13 protein-coding genes are annotated in these 17,675 nt (G+C 63.1%); 10 read left to right on the forward strand and 3 right to left on the reverse strand.

The genetic code is table 11. The annotated features are described in order from the left end of the window. Nucleotides 1–12: 12 nt before the first annotated feature. The 4 genes from ACFOTD_RS24135 to ACFOTD_RS24150 all read left to right on the forward strand — a co-directional run bounded on the left by ACFOTD_RS24135 (nt 13) and on the right by ACFOTD_RS24150 (nt 7,458). Complete coding sequence (locus ACFOTD_RS24135) at nt 13–3,084, forward strand: glycoside hydrolase family 2 protein (protein WP_378122502.1); 3,072 nt, start codon at nt 13–15, stop codon at nt 3,082–3,084. After that, a complete protein-coding gene (locus ACFOTD_RS24140; RefSeq protein WP_378122503.1) occupies nt 3,077–5,779 on the forward strand; it encodes a family 78 glycoside hydrolase catalytic domain in 2,703 nt (900 codons plus the stop codon). Before ACFOTD_RS24135 ends, ACFOTD_RS24140 begins: the two co-directional genes overlap by 8 nt. A 125-nt stretch (nt 5,780–5,904) precedes the next feature. Further along, complete coding sequence (locus ACFOTD_RS24145) at nt 5,905–6,579, forward strand: GNAT family N-acetyltransferase (RefSeq protein ID WP_378122591.1); 675 nt, start codon at nt 5,905–5,907, stop codon at nt 6,577–6,579. A gap of 63 nt (nt 6,580–6,642) precedes the next feature. Then, nucleotides 6,643–7,458 carry an MBL fold metallo-hydrolase gene (locus ACFOTD_RS24150; protein ID WP_378122504.1) on the forward strand — a complete coding sequence of 272 codons (816 nt, stop codon included), beginning with the start codon at nt 6,643–6,645 and terminating at the stop codon, nt 7,456–7,458. Between the two features lie 592 nt (nt 7,459–8,050). On the opposite strand, the gene ACFOTD_RS24155 is transcribed toward ACFOTD_RS24150, so the two are convergent. From ACFOTD_RS24155 to ACFOTD_RS24165, 3 genes are all read right to left on the reverse strand, one after another. Then, nucleotides 8,051–8,569: a YbjN domain-containing protein gene (locus tag ACFOTD_RS24155; protein ID WP_378122505.1), complete on the reverse strand. Its 519-nt coding sequence runs from the start codon at nt 8,567–8,569 to the stop codon at nt 8,051–8,053. A gap of 64 nt (nt 8,570–8,633) precedes the next feature. Then, nucleotides 8,634–10,628, reverse strand: a complete 1,995-nt coding sequence (locus ACFOTD_RS24160) for a hypothetical protein (RefSeq protein ID WP_378122506.1) — start codon at nt 10,626–10,628, stop codon at nt 8,634–8,636. Nucleotides 10,629–10,717: 89 nt separating this feature from the next. Next, a complete protein-coding gene (locus ACFOTD_RS24165) occupies nt 10,718–11,347 on the reverse strand; it encodes an eCIS core domain-containing protein (protein WP_378122507.1) in 630 nt (209 codons plus the stop codon). Nucleotides 11,348–11,515: 168 nt separating this feature from the next. Here ACFOTD_RS24165 and ACFOTD_RS24170 point away from each other — a divergent pair, with 168 nt between their 5' ends. The 6 genes from ACFOTD_RS24170 to ACFOTD_RS24195 all read left to right on the forward strand — a co-directional run bounded on the left by ACFOTD_RS24170 (nt 11,516) and on the right by ACFOTD_RS24195 (nt 17,484). After that, nucleotides 11,516–11,968, forward strand: a complete 453-nt coding sequence (locus ACFOTD_RS24170; RefSeq protein WP_378122508.1) for an ATP-binding protein — start codon at nt 11,516–11,518, stop codon at nt 11,966–11,968. Nucleotides 11,969–11,982: 14 nt separating this feature from the next. After that, nucleotides 11,983–12,324, forward strand: coding sequence for an STAS domain-containing protein (locus ACFOTD_RS24175; protein WP_378122509.1), 342 nt, complete (start codon nt 11,983–11,985; stop codon nt 12,322–12,324). 63 nt (nt 12,325–12,387) lie between these two features. Beyond that, a complete protein-coding gene (locus ACFOTD_RS24180) occupies nt 12,388–13,752 on the forward strand; it encodes a PP2C family protein-serine/threonine phosphatase (RefSeq protein ID WP_378122510.1) in 1,365 nt (454 codons plus the stop codon). Nucleotides 13,753–13,768: 16 nt separating this feature from the next. After that, the gene (locus ACFOTD_RS24185; protein ID WP_378122511.1) at nt 13,769–15,994 is read left to right on the forward strand and encodes an AAA family ATPase; all 2,226 of its coding nucleotides are present in this window, start codon (nt 13,769–13,771) and stop codon (nt 15,992–15,994) included. Between the two features lie 96 nt (nt 15,995–16,090). Further along, on the forward strand, nt 16,091–16,687 hold the full coding sequence (locus ACFOTD_RS24190) for a Pvc16 family protein (RefSeq protein WP_378122512.1): 597 nt from the start codon (nt 16,091–16,093) through the stop codon (nt 16,685–16,687). Then, nucleotides 16,684–17,484 carry a hypothetical protein gene (locus ACFOTD_RS24195; protein ID WP_378122513.1) on the forward strand — a complete coding sequence of 267 codons (801 nt, stop codon included), beginning with the start codon at nt 16,684–16,686 and terminating at the stop codon, nt 17,482–17,484. Before ACFOTD_RS24190 ends, ACFOTD_RS24195 begins: the two co-directional genes overlap by 4 nt. Nucleotides 17,485–17,675: the final 191 nt, after the last annotated feature.

Consider the following 17,675-nt stretch of genomic DNA (forward strand, 5'->3'; position numbering starts at 1 on the left):
GAGTGCCGCAGCATGACGGAACGATATTTGGATGACTTGCAGGACGAAGCGTACCGCAAATCCTCGTTATACGGAGACGCGGCCTGCGAGGCGGAGGCATCCCGGCCTGCGCGAACGGTGGCAGCGACGCTTGCCGAGGGCGATGGAGAAGTCGACTGCGCGATGGACGGTCACAGGCAGGAACGAATGTCCCTGTCGGGCAGTTGGCGCATGCAGGACAGCGATCCCACCGACCCCGGCGATCCGGCGCCGAATACGGGCTGGTTCGGTCGCAAGGCGAAGGCAAGCCGGGGGATGGCGGAGAAGTGGTACGCGCGGGGATTCGATCGCGGCGACTGGCGCGAGGTGACGGTGCCGACGACCGTGCAGCGCGCGCTTGTCGGTCTCGGCGAGCTCGCGGATCCGTACTGGGATACGAATTCGATCGACGAGCTGGAAACGCACGGCCAGCCGAAGGAAACGCCCGTTTGGTTCCGCCGGACGCGCGCGGAGCGCAGCGACTGGTGGTTCGCGCGCAGCTTCGACGCGCCGGCACAGTGGCGGGGGCGCCGTCTGACGCTGAGGTTCGACGGCATCGACTATTCGGGCACGGTGTTCCTGAACGGCATGTCGCTCGGCCATCACGCGGGCATGTTCGGCGGTCCCGATCTTGACGTAACGCGGCTCGTCGACTTCGATCGGCTCAATGAGCTGGTCGTCCGCATCGATCAAGCGTCCCAGTCCTGGAACGGCCTCATGAAAGGCAGTCCCGGCTTTGGCTGGCACTACGGGCATCTGATCTCGCTCGGGATCTGGAAGGACGTCTGGCTCGCGGCCGAGCCCGACGTCGCGATTTGCGATCCGTTCGTAGTCACCCGATCAATCGGTCCCGAGGTCGCCGTGCTGGAGATCACTTATGACGTGGACAACTCGCTCGCCGAGCCTGTCGCGCTGACGGTCGAGGGAGAGATTCGGCGGCAGGGGGAGGACGGCGATGGGCGTCGTGCCGGCAGTATCGGCGCAAACGAGGGCCATCCTGTCAGATTCTTTTGCAGGCTGGAAGCGCCTAACGGACGCAGCCGTTACGTCGCCGAGGTGACATTGCGCAATCCGTCGCTATGGTGGCCGGCGGAATATGGCGAGCAGGCGCTATATCGTTTGAAGCTGGGCATCAGGCAAACCGCAGCGGCTGGCGCGAACGGGCTCGGACAGGAAGCCGCGGACGGCGGCGACTGCGAAGAGGTGCCGTCTACGCTCATGGTCGGCTGCACGGAGACGACGTTTGGCGTGCGCACGGTCGAGATGGCTGCCGCGCAGGGCGCCCGTCCGGAAGCCGATTACCGCTGGCAGTTCGTCGTCAACGGCGTGCCGATGTTCATCAAAGGCGCGAACTGGTGCTGGCCGGATCCGATGCTCGAACAGCGCGAGGATCTGTACGCGCGGCTGATCGGCTTGGCGCGGCGCGGGCATGTGCAAATGCTGCGCGCCTGGGGCGGCGGCATCGTCGAGGAGGACGTATTGTACCGGCTTTGCGACGAGGCGGGCATTCTGGTGTACCAGGAGTTCCCGCTATGCTGGGGACCGATGGACGCGCCGCACACCGATCTCGGCGTCCTCGACCGGCAGGTGACGAGATCGGTGAAACGGCTGCGCAATCACCCGTCGCTTGCCATGTGGGGCGGCGGCAACGAAAACGGCGAGCACGGCGGCGCGGACGAGGGGCTGCATCTGGTCGGCCGCCGCTGCCGCGGAATCGATCCGTCCCGGACGTTCCACCGGACCGATCCGTGGGGCGGCAGCGCGCATAATTGGAACGTATATCACGGCGGAGAGCCGCTCGACGCGGCGACGCTTGCGATGCCGTCGGTATTTTACGGAGAATACGGGGTGCCGAGCATGCCCGCGCGTGCGAGCTGCGTCCGATTCGTGCCCGAGGAGGCTTTGACCGCGTGGCCGCCGACGGAGGATAGCCGGGGCTGGCTGGCGCATTTCCATCAGTTCTCGCTGAAGGACGTCATCAAGGTCATGCGTTACGGCGCATATGGTCCGATACGGGATTGGGACTCGTATATCGCCTATTCCCAGGCGGCGCAGGGAGAGTCGATCCGCTTTACCGCGGAGATTCAGCGCGCCGGCGCGGCGGACGGGAAGACCGGGTTTTGGTATTACAAATTCACGGATCTGTTCCCCGGACATTCCTGGGGCATCGTCGATTTCTACGGAACGCCGAAGCTGTCCTATTATGACGCGAAACGGGCTTGCAGTCCGCAGTCCGCGTTCGCGACCTACGACCGGATCGGCGGATGGAAGGCGGGCGAGACGTTCGAAGCGGAGCTGCATGCCGCCAACGATACGAACCAAGCGCTGCTTGACGCAGAAGCGGTTGCGACGGTATACGATAGCGGGTTAAACGAGCTTTGGACCGGCCGCTACGAGGTCGAACTGGAGGCGAACGGCCGCTTTAAACTGGGCCGGGTCGCATTTGAGCTGCCCGGCGAGGCCGAACGGCTGACGCCGTTTTTGCTGGCGGTGAGATTGCAGCGCAAAGCGGGCGCGGCGAGCTCCGGCCAGGCGATTTCCGATCAAGCAATTACAGATCAGGCGATTTCCGATCAATTGATTTCCGATCAATGGTATGAATTTAACGCGCAGCCGAAAACGGAAGAGCTGATCGCGTTCGAGCAAGCGCATCTGCATGACGGCAACGAATATCCGGGGGCGGTCGCCGAAGAGGCGTTCGCGCTGTACGCAGGATTGCCGGATGCGCCGATGCGCCGTTTGCCCCGAACTTCCCTCGAATTGTCGGTCGAGCCTTCCGACGGCGGCGGGCTTATCCGGATCCGCAACACGGGCGTCGTGCCCGCGATTCGCGTGACGCTCTCCGGATTCCCGGTTGCCTGGAACTGTTATCTTGCGGACAACGCGTTCGGGCTGCGCCCCGGGGAGGAGCGGGCGATTGGCTATGAAGCGCCGGACGGAACGGCGCTTGCCGGATTGACGGCTGACGCTTGGAATGCGCCGGCAATTCCTGCCGAGCATGCGCTGGGCGCGCAGGCAATCGAAAAGCCGAAAGACCGCAACCAAGGAGGACGCAGCCATGACTGACCAAGCCAGCCAACTCGTAAGACACGATGTATTCAAAGAAGCGGCCTGGATCGCCGCCCCTGTCGCCGGCCATCGGGATTGGGACGAATATGCGATCGAGCTGAACGTATTTTTAGAGGCGGGCACGTTGGAAATTCTGTTCGGCGTTAGGTCGGAAACGCGCTATAGCGGCTGCTCGCTGGATGCTGCGTCCGGCGGCGTGACGTTGTTCGTCAATGAGGACGGCACTCGCCAAGCGTTGGCTGAAGCGGTCGCGCCCGAGCTTGACAACCTGCCGAGCTCCATTCGGATCAGGCTTGAGCGGAGCGCCGAGGACATCGCCGTCGTCATCGGCGGACGTACCGTACTAAGCGCCCGCGAGCCAGAGCGCGAATCCGGCACGATCGGCTTCAAAGCCGGGAGCGGAGGCGCAGCCGTCTGCCGGGATCTGCGCGTTTTTGCGCCGGACGGACGCATCCTGTACGTCAACCGGTTTTACGATCCCGCCGCGATCCAATTCGGCGGCGGTCGCATCGACGGCTCGGGAAGCGGCTTGCGCCTGGACGAGAACGTCCTGGCCATTTGCGAGGCGCCTGTCGCGCCCGACAGCCCGCTGCTGCGCAAGGACTTCGAGCTGCCGTCTGCCGTCGAGCAGGCGGAGCTCCGCGTTTACGCCCTCGGCTGGTACGAGCTGAGCGTCAACGGCGCGAAGCCCGATGCCCGCTTGCTGACGCCCGCGAATTCTCCTTACGATCGCAGGCTGCTTTACGACGTTTACGAAGTGACAGACCTATTGAATACCGGAACGAACGCAATCGGACTCTGGCTTGGCAACGGCTACAATATGAACTATTCGCGTTGGGGCTGGAAGTGGAAACGCGGCAAAGCGGTCGCTTTGGAGCTGAAGGCCACGCTTGCGGACGGTTCGACGGCGATTATCGTAGCGACGGACGAGAGCTGGCTGACGAAGCCGAGCCCGCTCCTCGCCAACGACATTTACGACGGCGAAACGTTCGATGCCCGGCTTGCGCAGCCGGGATGGGATCTGCCGGGGTTCCCGGCCGAAGGATGGGGGCACGCGGTGCGCGCCGAGCCGCCAGAAGGCGAGCTAGCGCCGAACCAACAACCGTCGGTCATTGCTCACGCAACGCTGCAGCCGATTCGCGTGCTGCGGCCGCGGGAGGGTACGTCCGTTTACGATTTCGGGCAAAATATCGCCGGCTGGGCGAGAGCCGCAGTCAGAGGACCGGCGGGAGCGCGGATCGTGCTTCGCTATAGCGAGCTCATCGACGGAGACGGCGCGATCGATCCGTGGACGAACCGTAACGCCAAGGCGACCGACGTTTACATCCTAGGCGGCGAGGCCGAACGAGAGACTTACGAGCCCAGGTTTACTTATCACGGCTTCCGCTACGTAGAAGCGACGGGCGATGCCGAGCTGCTGGAGCTGCTCGCGGTGCCGGTGCATGCCAATGTCGATGAAGCCGGCGAATTTAGCAGCTCGGACGAGACGCTTGCCCGTATCCAGCGCAACCTCCGCTGGTCGATTCTGAACAATCTGTACAGCATTCCGACCGACTGCTGCCAGCGGGACGAGCGCACGCCTTGCCTCATGGATTCGGCGGTCGTCGAGGAAGCCGCGATCCACAACTTCGGCATGCAGGCGTATTACCGCAAATGGCTCGGCGATATTAGCCACGACGCCGGCAATCCCGACTGGAGCGGGGACAAGGTGACGCTGCCGTGGTATCTATACCAATATTACGGCGATCGCGAGACGCTGGAAGCTTACTATCCGAGCATGTCCGCATACGTCGAAGCGCTGGGCGCGAAGTGGCCGGCCGGCATCGTCGAAGAGGGCTTCGGCGACTGGTGCGTACCGAACGACGACGGCTGGGAAAATTACTTCAACGAAGTTGAGATCGTGAATTCGGCGTTGTACTGGCGGTTCGCGCGTATCGTGTCTCAAGCCGCGGCAGTTTGCGGACGCGCGGAAGAGGCCATGCGCTTCTCGGCGCTCGCGGACCGGATCGGCGAGGCCTTTCAGTCCCGTTTTCATGACGGCGCCGGCATCTACGGCAGCGGCTCGCAGACCGCGCAATTAATGCCGCTCGCATTCGGCCTGGTGCCCGCATCCTGCGTCGGGAAGGCGGTACAGGGACTGCTCGCGGCGATCGAGGCGAAGGGCCGGCGTCTGGATACGGGCATCTACGGCACGCGTTATTTGATGGACGTGCTTGCGGACTACGGTCATATCGATCTGGCGCTCTCGCTTTTGACGCAACCCGAATACCCAGGCTTCGGCTATCAAATCGCGCAGGGCGCGACGACGCTCTGGGAGCAGTGGAGCGAAAAAGGCGGCATGCATTCGCACGATCATGCGATGTTCGGCGGCATCGGAGCCTCCTTTTACACGCGTCTTGGCGGCATCGAGCCGCTCTCTCCCGGCTACGAATCGATCAGGATCCGCCCGATCGTGCCTTCGCGCCTGCAATGGGTTCGCACGCGGCTGAAGACGGCGAGGGGCGAGATCGTCTCCGATTGGACAAAAGAAGGGGACGCGCTGAGGCTCGAAGTCGTAATTCCGGTTGGAGCGACGGCTGTGGTCGTGCTGCCGAATTTTAACGGTAATGCCGCCACGGTTTCCGAAGAGCGTATCGTCGGTCCAGGATGTCATGCTTTTGATGTGGCGTTAACAGCCGCGGCGGCAGAATAAACTTTACAAGACGATTCGATTCCATTACGCTTGTTTTCATGAGCTGGCGATCGCAGGGGAAGACGGGGATGCATGCCGCCCGTCTTCCTCTTTTTATGGCCGGATAAGGAGGAATCGACATGGCATTGGAATACCGCAAGATCGAATCGATCGAGGATCCGTATTTTTTGAAAATGCATGAATTGATGGGACGCGTATTCCCGCCGGAGGAGGTTCTGGCATTCGAGCTGTGGCGGGAGCCGCTGCTGGATCCGACGATCCAGGTTTTTATCGCCGTGCTTGACGGGGAAGTGGTCGGCGCGACCGAATACCGCTACCGGCCGGAATTCGCGGTGGCGATGACCGACTTTACGATCGTCGGGCGCCCGGGACTCGATATCGGACGATTTTTGCTTGTACAGCGCGAGGCGCACTTGAAACGGCTGGAAGCGGAGAGCGGCGTGCCGATGCTCGGCATGTTCGCGGAGATTTACGATCCGGCGCAGCTTGGCGACGGGGAAGCCGCCGGTCCGGTCGGCCCGATGCATCCCGCCGTCAGGCGCGAGGTGCTGTCGCATCTTGGCTTCAAGCGTCTGAATATCGCATACGTGCATCCGTCGTGGGATCATGAGGGCAAGGCTGTAGAAGGCCTCGATTTGTGCTTCAGGCCCTTGGACGATGCGCTGACTACGCTGCCTGCATCGCTTGCCGCGGGTTTTCTTCGCTGGTATTACGCCGCGCTCCCTAACAAGCCGGAAGCTTGGGAGACGATGGTCTCGCGTCTAGAGGCGCTGGATAACGTCGAGCTGTTGCCGATCTAAGCGAAGCCGCAGGGCAGCGAAGGTTCTCAATAGTCTCCGACTTACAGAAGGAAGGTAAGCAAGGTGTCTGCAACGCAACATCAGGATTTGATCATCAAGGTGCTGGGGAACGGGGATTCCCTGGGCACGCCGCGCGTCTACTGCGAATGCGCCGTCTGCGAGGAGGCTCGCGGAGGCGGGCTGAACGTCAGACGGCGTTCGTCCATCTGGCTCAATACGGGAGACGAGCTCCCGCTACTCGTGGATTGCGGGCCGGACTGGCGACATCAGATGGAGCGGCTCGGTGCAAGGCGGGTGGAGCGGGCGCTGCTGACGCACGCGCATGTCGATCATATCGGCGGGCTCGCCGAATGGGCGGACGCCTGCCGCTGGCTGGAAATGACGGCCGAGCTGTACGGACCTTCCGAAGTGCTGCAGGACGTCGCCACGCGCTATCCGTGGATCGGGGGGCGGCTTCTCCATCGGCCGCTCGAGCAGGCCGGCGAGCTTGCTTACGGCGGCTGGTCGATTCGGGCATGGAAGGTGAACCACGGCAAAAACGGCTATTCGTACGCGTATCGGTTCGATCATCCCGAAGGCGGATCGTTCGCGTATTGTCCCGACTCGATCGACCTGTCGGACGAGCAGAAAGAGCCGCTGCATGGGCTGTCGCTGCTGATACTCGGCACGAGCTTTTACGAGGAGCCGTACCCGATGGAGACGCGGTCCTTGTACGACGTCAAAGAAGGGCTGCAATTGACCGAGGAGGTCGGCGCGCCTGCGGTCGTGTTCACCCACATGTCCCACGATATCGACTTCAGGCGGGATTACGGATTGCCCGCATGGGCGCGCTTTGCAGCAGAAGGCATGGAGCTGCGGGTATCCGCGGCAAAAAGATAGGCGATACCGAGCTTCAACGTGCACAAACGATTGCTGCGGGACCACGCTTAAAACCGACACAAAGAGGCTCCGTATAGAGCCTCTTTGTTGTATCACGTTACGGGCTGCGGCAAAGAAGTTCCATATAGAACTACCATTTCGAATCGCACCGCGACCGCGGCCAAGAGGTTCCATCTAGGACTACTTTGCTGAATCGCACCGCCGACCGCGGCTAAGAGGTTCCATATAGGACTACTTTGCCGATTCGCACCGCCGATCGCGGCCAAGAGGTTCCATATAGGACTACTTTGCTGAATCGCACCGCCGACCGCGGCTAAGAGGTTTCATATAGGACTACTTTGTCGATTCGCACCGCCGACCGCGGCCAAGAGGTTCCATATAGGACTACTTTGCCGAACGCACCGCCGACCGCGGCCAAGAGGTTCCATATAGGACTACTTTGCCGAATCGCACCGCCGACCGCGGCAAAGAAGTTCCATATAGGACTACTTTGCTGAATCGCACCGCAATCGCGGCCAAGTAATTCCATATGGAACATCTTCAATATAATGGAAATAAATCGAAGCAAGCTTTCATTGTGCCAGCGCCCTTTTTAAGAATTCAAGGCCGCGATCGCCTCGGCCGCGGGACGGCTGCCCGAAGCGACTTCGCCGATCGTGCTTGCGAACATGCCGAGCGTCATAAGGAACAGATCGATGACATGCAGCGCCTCGGGCTGCGGCAGTTTGTGCGCGCTGCCGATCGCCCAGACATAGCGATAATACAGCTCTCCGGCGTCGTTCAGGCTAAAATGTCCGAGCGGGAGGCGGCTGTTGACTGCCATGAGCAGCTCGGCCGCTCCGGCGCGCGCTTCGGATACGACGGAAGGGGCGACGACGGTGTAAACCTGCAGCAGACGCAGGTCGCCGATATCCTCGTCATCCAGCGGCACGAAAGTAAAAGTCAAATACTGTTCTCCGCTGTCGTCGTCGGTGTCCGGCGAAGCGAGCAGGGCGGGGATCGGTACCTCCGCATTCGGTTCGATCAGGCGTGAGGGCAGGCCGGCTTCCTCCAGCGCTTGCTGCAAAAAGCCGAGCTCCGCCAAGTCCCGCGCATTCGTAAAATTGTCCATAAGCTCACCTTCTCAATCGGAGTAAATGCAAAATCTGCGCCGCGCTGTTCGTCATGGCGTACGATCAGCGCTGCTTCATGCCGTTTACGAGCAGCTCGCGCTGTTTCTCTACATTTCCGTTTAGGCGGTACAATTCGGCAGTAGACACGCCGCTGGCAGAAATGAAGTTCTCGACGCGCTTGTATTGCTTGATAATACCATCGTCGCCAGGACGGTATTCCGGCAGCGCGGCCACCATCTCCAAGATCAGATTGCTGTGCTGGATACGCTTGGCCATCTTGGCGGAGGAAGACTTGTCCGCATTGAAGACGGCCTTCGTGATGCCCCATGCGCCCGCCTTGGAGGCACGGTCCCGGCCGGCTTGCTTGACCGTACGCGCCACCTTCATCGCCGCGCCGGCGCCGCCGGCGGCCGCCTTAAGCGGAATGCCGACCTGCGCGCCGACGCCGGTGAGCGTCGCGATATCGCCGGCGATGTTGGTCATCTCCAGGCCGATCTCGATCGTCCCGCGAACCTGTCGCTTGCGATTGATGTATTTCATTTCCTTGGCGAGCTCGTAGTCCGTGATATCCTTGAGCTCCTGCACTTCCTCCGGCGAAGCCGTCGTGCCGAGCGCTGTCAGCTCGTCCTTGCGCTGCTTGAGCTTGGCCGGATCGGTGCCCGCGTTCGTCGTCCACAGATGGACGCCGCCGAGCGTGCGTTTTTTCCCCGCCGTGACATAATCCTTGTTTTTGCCGCCGGCGCCGTAAGCGGACTTGAAATCCCGCTTGGCCGTCGTCATCTTCATGGCGGATACCGTCGCTTTGACCGCGTTGTACGTCTTGATCGTGATGGATATGCCGCTGATGGCGATGCCTACGCCCGGAATGGCGGCGGCGAGGCCTGCGGTACCCATATCCAGTATGTCCTTGATCGCCTTTACGGTCTTCAGGACGCCCTGGGCGGCTTGAAGACTGTTTTCCAGCGCGTCCAGCGTCCCGGTTACCGCTTCGTCCTTGCTCAGGCCTTCGTCGCTCATGCCCTTTTTGAACATATCGTAAATGCCCTTGACGACGCTGAACGCGCTCTTGATCGCGGCGATCGCTTCTCCGACCGAGCCGGCCCAGTCGCTGACCGCGCCCGCATCGCCGACTTCTCCCGTCCCGTGGACGACGCCCGCGTCATTAATAAGGCCCGAGCTGCTTTCCACCATCTTCGTCCCGGCGTCGGCGGTGTCGATGACGCCCTCTGCGACGTCCATCTTGGACTTTTCGGGGTCTTTGTACGCGCCGATCGTTTTTTTCATGGCGATGAGACCGCCTACCCCGGACATGACGAATTCGAGCGGATTGGTGCCGACGTCGAGGTGGCTCTTTTGGTTTTCGAGCGCTTCCTTTTGGTCCTCGGCGCCCTCCACGCCCTTCAGGTTGTCGATCGCATCCTCGAGCTGTTCGGACTTGGTGCCCGGCACGAGGGTGCCGAGCTCTTTGAGGTTATCCGCGGTCTCGACGTTTTCTTCCGTTCCTTCTTCCGCCTCGGGGTTGGTGCCGACGGTAGACAGCGCGGCGCCGGACTGCTGTTGCTTGATATCGGCCAGCTTGTCCCGCGCGCCGGCGATGCCGCCGAGCGCCTTCACTTTGTCCTTGCGGATGAAGCCGTAATCGGAGCCGAACTTCGCGAGCTTCCAGCCGCCCGTCTTGTCGTACACCTCGTAGACGTCCAGCTCTCCGCGATACTTGATCTTGCCGCCGACCATCGTGCTTTCGTCGACCTCGAAGGACTCGGTGCCGCCGGCGTCAGTCTCCTTTTTGAAGCTGCGCAAATGAGCGCCGGCCAGCGACGTCTGCTTCGAAGCGTTCGGAGATGGCATCGAGGCAGGCATCTTGGCCGGGTCGGTCAGCATCTGGATCAGGGCCGCGTTGCCGAGGGCGCGCTGGAGCTGCAATATGCCGGCGGGCGACTGCATGCGCTGCAGCGTCGCCGCCGTCGGAGCGGCGGATGCCCGCGAAGAGGCTGACTTGGCCTGCGCGGTCTGTGCGGCGGCTCCCGACGGGCGGGATTTGGCTTGAAATGAACTCATAAATGCACGACTCCTTAGCGATAGGCGAGTGGCAATGAATGATTAAGACGGCCGGACCGGAAATGCTCCGAAATATGTACGGCGTACGGTCAAGAATGCTGTACCGGCATAAAGGGAGCGACATGCTCGGGGAGGCCGGGCGTCGGACGATCGGCCATCCGCTGGATGGTCGGCTCGGCCTGGTCCGGCGTCGCCGCCGCCTTGTCGCCGAGCGCGTCCGCTTCCTTCTCTAGCGCGGGATCGTCGTTCAGGCGCATGCCGCTCTTAAGCTGTGCGGTCGGCAGCACGCGTCCTTGACGCTGCTGAACGACGTGCGCCAGCTCGTGCCCGATGATCTTCTGGCCGCTCTGCGAGTCGGGATTGTATTGTCCGGGGGCAAAGTGGATGTCGTTGCCCTGCGCGTAGGCGAGCGCGCCTACGCTAGAAGCCTGCGAGGAATTGGCATGGACGTTGACGTTGGAAAAATCGGCGCCCATCACTTTTTCCATCTTGGCCTGCACGTCGAGCGGCAGCGCGCCGGGGCGTTCCTGCTTGCGCTGGGCGGGAGCGGCCGACTCTTCCGGCGACAGCTCGCCTGCGCGCATCATCTGCAGGACGGCCCGGTTGCCTACGGCGCGCTGCATCGCGAGCATCTGGACGGGCTTGCCCTGCTGCGGCTTCTCGGAAGCGCCGGTCCGGGAAGCGGATTGCTGGCGGTTATGGGCGTAAAGGCGGCTCAAGGTCGCGACCTCTTTTCCGTTCTTAGATTTGTTTTCTATTATAGCTTATATTTTCCCCCGCAAATACGATTCGTTTGCCGTAAACGGCTATTTTTTTGTCGGATTATGGTATGATACGCGTGAATAATAACGTCTTGTCATCGCCTGACGGCGGACGGAGGGAAGCCATTGACCGCTTGGAACGACAATGTGCGCCAGGAACCCGAAGCGGACGGGAGCTGCGCGGTTGCGCTGGACGAAGGCTTGTCCGCGATTGATTCGCTTCATCGTTTCATGGACGCGACGGGCGGGCGCCTGGGATGGTCCGAACGCATGAAGCTTCAGTTGACGCTGGCTTGCGAGGAATTGCTGACGAATATCGTGTCCTACGGCTATCCGGACGGAGGCGATCCGCGGATTCGCCTGACGATCGCGGAAGTGGCCGGGGGCGTCAGGCTCGTGCTGGAGGACAACGCCGCCTCGTTCGATCCGATCGCGAAGGCCGACCCCGACCTAACGCAGGATCTGGACAGCCGTCAGATCGGCGGTCTGGGCGTTTATTTCGTCAAAAAGCTGATGGACGAGCTGCGGTACGAACGGCTCCCTTCGGGCAACAGGCTGACGATGATAAAATACGAATAGGCGAGGTGCGACAAATGGATTTGAAGTCAACGGTGAAGGACGGCGTCGCCGTTCTCTCTATAGAAGGAAGGCTCGACGGGCAGAACGCGTCGGAAGCGGAAGCGGCGTTCGTTCGTTTGGCCGGCGAAGGGCATAGCCGGTTCGTGCTCGACTTTACTGCTCTCCAATATATAAGCAGCGCCGGGCTCCGGGTCGTGCTCGTGGCCGCCAAGAAAACGAAGGCGCTTAAAGGAAGCCTGATCTGCGCCGGCATGAGCGAAGCGGTGCGCGAAGTGTTCGAGATGTCGGGGCTGCTGGGCATTCTGGAGACGGCGGATACGGCGGATCAGGCGGCGGCGGCGCTGGCGGCCAGATAACGGAACGGAGCCGCAGTAGGCGTACGCCGGCTCGGGCCGCGTGCGCGGAGGGGGATGAAGACGATGGACATGCTGTGGGCGGCGATCGTTCCGGCGGTCGCGGCGGGAGGTCTTGCCGGCGGCGCGGCCGTTTATGCGGTCTGCCGGTCCCGCGTGCGGCAGGCTCGCACGCTGCTCGATATCAGCTTGCAGCTGAACTCGACGCTCCGGCGCAGCGAGCAGATCGAGCTGATCATCGGGCGGGCCAAAACGATATTGCCGGTGGAGGCGGCTTCCGTTCTGCTGCTGGACCGGGAGAGACAAGAGCTGTTTTTCGAGGTCGCCACGGGCGGCAAGGGGGAAGAGGTCAAGCGCATCCGGCTGCCGGTCGGCGAGGGCATTGCGGGACTCGTGGCGCAATCGGGCGACAGCATCGTCGTTAACGATCCGGCGGCGGATCCGCGCTGGTCCAGCAGGGTGGCCGACACGACCGGCTTCGAGACCCGCAACCTGCTGACCGTGCCGATCGTCAAAGGCGGCTTGGTGGAAGGCGTGCTGCAGGTCGTCAACAAACGCGGCCGCCAGCCGTTCACCGAGCGAGACCGTGTGCTCCTCGAAGCGGTCGCGCAGCCGATGGCGGTAGCGCTCGAGAACGCCAGGCTTTACGAGCAGCTCGAGAGCTCTATCCACGCGCTGGCCGCGACGACCAAGATCAAGGACAGGCTCGAGAGCGAGCTGCAGATCGCCGGCGGCATCCAGATGAGCTTTTTGCCGCGCACGATGCCCTCGGCCCAGGAGCCGTACGACGTGTGCGCACTGCTTAAGTCGGCCAAAGAGGTCGGGGGCGATTTCTACAATTTCTATAAAATCGATCAGAGCCGTTTGTTCTTTACGCTGGGCGACGTGTCGGACAAAGGCATACCTGCGGCTTTGTTTATGGCCGTCGCGCTGACATTGCTCAAAGGCAAGATGAAGCCGGATCTGTCTCCCGGCGAATTGCTGCGCATGGTCAACGACGAGCTGGCGGCGGACGACCCGATGCTGTTCGCGACGATCGTATGCGGCGTATTCGACGCCGATACCGGCGAGACGACGCTTAGCGAAGGCGGACATTGCACGCCGTATCTCGTGCGCGCGACGGGCGAGGTGCAGCCGCTCAAGCTCAGAAAAAGCCTGCCGCTTGCGGCGATGCCCGAGTCGAGCTACTACGACACGGTCGTGACGCTGTCCGAAGGCGACCGGCTCGTACTCTATACGGACGGCATAACCGAAGCGGAAAACGGCGCGCAGGAACAGTACGGAGGCGGACGGCTGCAGCGGTTTTTGCAGATGACGCCGGGCATGTCGAGCGCCGAGGTGATCGACGCGCTGCTCATGGACGTGTTCATGTTCGCCGACGGCGCGCCGCAATCGGACGACATCGCGGTGCTAAGCCTGATGCGGCGATAGGGAAGGAGGAACGGTCTTGAGCGACAACGTTACATACCGGGACGGCGCGCTGTTGCTTGCGGACGAGCTGCTGCTGCTGGAAGAAGGCATGCGGACGCTTCTCGGTCCTTCGGGCGAGGACCCCTTCGCCGATCCGCTGGCTGCGCTGCGGGGGCTCGTTGTTACGCCGGAAGAACTGCTGCGCAAGCCTGCGGAAGATGAGCCGGCTTCGGCGGAGTGGGCCGCTTATGTCGCCCGGCGGCGCGACGCGGAAGCTCGGATGGCGGACCGCGAACGGCAGACCGCGGAGGAAGGGATCGCGCTGCCGCTGGCCGCGCTGCAAGCGCGGCTCGGGCTGTCGCGCTGGGAGCGTAGGCTCGTCGTGCTCGCGATCGCGGGCGAATGCAGCCGCCGCTATGAAAAGTGGTTCGGATACCTGAACGACGACGTGACGCTGAAGGCGGCGACGCCGGATTTGGCGCTGCGGCTGCTGTGCGACAGCGCGGGCGAGCGCGCCGAGGCGCGTCGCTCTCTCGCGAGTCCGCTGCTGCGACGCCTGCTGCTGGAGGCCGGCGAGGAGCCGTACGCGCGGACGCCCGCCTTCCGCGATCCGCTGCGGCTCGATCCGCGCATCGTCAGCTTCGTGCTGGGGGCGGAGCCGCTGGACGCGCGTCTTGACGGCATCGCCCGCGGCTTTGGAACGAGCGCAGAAGATTTGCCCGAGCTGCCGGAGGGCGACGAGGCGTGGCGCATTCTGGCGCCGCTGTCGGATGCGGGGGAAGCCCGGACGCACGCGCACTGGCCGATGGTGCAGCTGTGGGGGCCGGCCGGCGCCGGCAAGCAGCTGCGCGTGCGGCGATTGGCGGCGTCAAGGAGACAGGCGCTGGTTTGCGCGCAAGTCGAGCGGCTGCCGGCGGAGCCGGGCAAGCTCGCCGCCGCGCTTGCCCGGCTCGTCCGGGAGGCGCTGCTGAACGGCGCTGCGTTATGCTTCGCGGAAGGCGAAGGCGCGAAGGCGCCAGACCCGGCGCTGCTTGGCATCTACGGCGATGCGCTCGCAAGCTATGCGGCCTACGCCACGCAGCCGCTTGTCGCCTGGTGCAGCCGCGAACGGCGTACGCCGCATAGCCTGCCCGCCGCCGAAGGGCGGATGTTCTGGCAGGCCGAGGTCGGCCTGCCGGATGCGGCCAGGCTCGAGACGCTGTGGATGGCGTCGGCGACGGGCGGACGCGAGGGCATATCGGGGCCGATGCCGCACCGGTACGAGGACGGCGAGTTCCGGGCGCTCGCCGAGAAATACAGGCTGTCCCCGGGCCAGACGGAGCAGGCTTGGCGCCAGGCGCGGACCTTTGCCTCGGGCGCCGGCCGCGCCTGGCCGACCGCGGCCGATCTGGAGGAAGCCGCGCGCGGCCAGTTCCGCCACAGGTTGTCCGAGATGGCGGAACGCATCGTGCCCAAGCGAAGCTGGGACGATCTGGTGCTGCCGCCCGAGCCGCTCGCGCTGCTGCGGGAAGCATGCGGCCGGTTCGCGCATCGCGGACGGGTGCTCGAGGAGTGGGGATTTCGCGACAAGCTGCCGTACGGCACCGGACTTCACCTGCTGCTCGCCGGACCTCCGGGAACCGGCAAGACGATGTCAGCGGAGATCGTCGCAGGCGAGCTGGGGCTCGAGATGTACCGGATCGATCTGTCTCGCATCGTGAGCAAATATATCGGCGAGACGGAGCAGCGACTAAGGGAGTTGTTCGCCGAAGCCGAGCAGAGCGGGGCCATCTTGTTTTTCGACGAAGGCGACGCGCTGTTCGGCAAGCGGACCGAGGTCAAAGACGCCCACGACAAGTATGCCAATATGGAAGCCGCTTACTTGCTGCAGCGGATCGAGGCGTACGACGGCGTGACGATTTTGGCGACGAACCTGCTGCAGAACATGGACGAAGCGCTGCTGCGCCGGATGAGCGCGGTCATCAAGTTTCCCGCGCCGGACGCCGGGGACCGCGAGCGCATTTTCAGGACGCATCTGCCGCCGTCCGTACCGGCTGCGGACGATCTGGACTTGGCCTTTTTGGCCGCCAGGCTTGACGTGGCCGGCGGCCATATCAAAAATATCGTACTGACCGCCGCCTTTTTGGCGGCAGGAGAAGATCAGCCGATCGGGATGCCGCATCTGGTGCGAGCGTCTGCGCAAGAGCTGCGCAAAATGGGGAAGATTTGGGTCAAAGATAATTTTGCTCCCTATGAAGGCGATTCCGATGCAAGTTTTGGATAGCCACTTTGAGAAAATGCCGATATAATGAATTTATTGGCGAAAATTGTAGCAATCTGCTTTTCGGCCAAGCTTATCATTATTTCGCCTTCGAGAGGGGTGTCATCCATCGGCTCCTATACCGCGATCGCGGAGGTCGGCGCAAGTCTCTTGAAGCTGCTCCGCGAGCAGCTGTCGCCCGATCCGATCGCCCGTCCGGACTTGATCGGCCTGGCTTCGCCGGCGGACAAAGGAGACCTTAGCTTGTCTCTATATCTCGTCGGCGTCCGCGAGAGCGGGGAAGCCCGGAGAAACGCGATGCAGGCGCAGGGCGGCCAGCTCCGCTTTCCTCCGCTGGCGCTGGATCTTACATATCTGGTCACCGCGCATTCGGCCGCGGAGCCGCTCGCCCGAACGTTGGACGAGCATCTCATGCTGGGCAAGGTGATGCAGACGCTGTACGACAACGCCGTGCTGCGGGCGCCTTATCTCGAAGGCTCGCTCGCGATGTCCGGCGAGGAGCTGCGCATTACGGCAGAGAACATGGACACGGATCAACTGGTGAGGCTCTGGCAGTTCGGCGATCTGCCCTACAAGCTATCGATCGTATATCGGGTCGGACCGATTTTGCTGGAGTCGAACCGGGTAAAGCCGGGACCGCGCGTCGTCGAGCGGCGCATTACGCTGCGCGACATGGGCGAGGGAGAGCCGCGATGAGGGCCGAATCGACCTTCGTCTCGCGGTGCTCGCTGGTCGTGTATCCGGTCGACGCCTGGACGGGACGGCCGCTTGCCGGACCCGACGTAACGGTGCGGCTCGAGGGGCTTCCTTACAAGCCGCTGCGCACGCCGGACGGCGGTTATGCATTTATGGACGTGCAGGCGTCCGAATGCAGCTTGACCGTGTCCGCGCCGCTGCGGCTGCTATTGCGCAGGATCGTCGATCTGACGGCGCTCCCGAGGCAGTCCCCGGTTGTCGTCGCGCCGGTGCTGCCGGGTCCCAGATTTCCGGCTCCGCCGGGAGCGACAGGACTCGGCCTGCAAGTGATCGGCGCGGACTGCAAGCCCCTTCCGGACGTCAGGATTTACGCTTGGGCCGAAGAAGAAGGCTGCAGCAGAGGCCGGCTTGCCGACGATTTGGCGGCCGGGTCGGACAAGCTGCGCTGCGCGGCGGAGGGCGGCCGGCTGCTGCCGGGCGATCACTTTATCCTCGCGGAGCGCGGCGGGAAGGCGACGGAGCGGTGCGGCGTCGGTCCGGACACGGGACAGCCAGGATTGCTGTCCCTCGAAGCGCCGGTAACGCGCGACTGGCGGCGCGGCGCGCTGTTGCTGCCTGCGGCCGTGGCGCTTACCGGAACCGATGGCGCCGCGACGCTCGCGCTGCGCGGCGCTTATCCTACGCGTTTCCGCGTTCACGCGGAGCTCGCGCTTGGGAAGAAGCGCATCCGCGCCGAATGGACCGCGACGGGCGGGACAGTGATCCGGCAGGACATCATCGCATGGCCCGCCGGATGAAGGCGTTGCCATAGCGGCCGCCGCCTGCAAAGAGGCGGCTGCCGCGCAGACAATGGGCATGACGATGTCGCGCACGCGGCTACGGCCGCATGCGCGGCGGCGATTGTTATAGATTTTCGAAAGGCTGCAGTCAGGGAGGCATGTTTGGAGCGCAGATTCCGAGTCTAGGCAACGAGGACTCTGGCTGCGGA

The organism is Cohnella sp. GCM10012308 (genome assembly GCF_042649185.1).
Taxonomy (GTDB): domain Bacteria; phylum Bacillota; class Bacilli; order Paenibacillales; family Paenibacillaceae; genus Cohnella.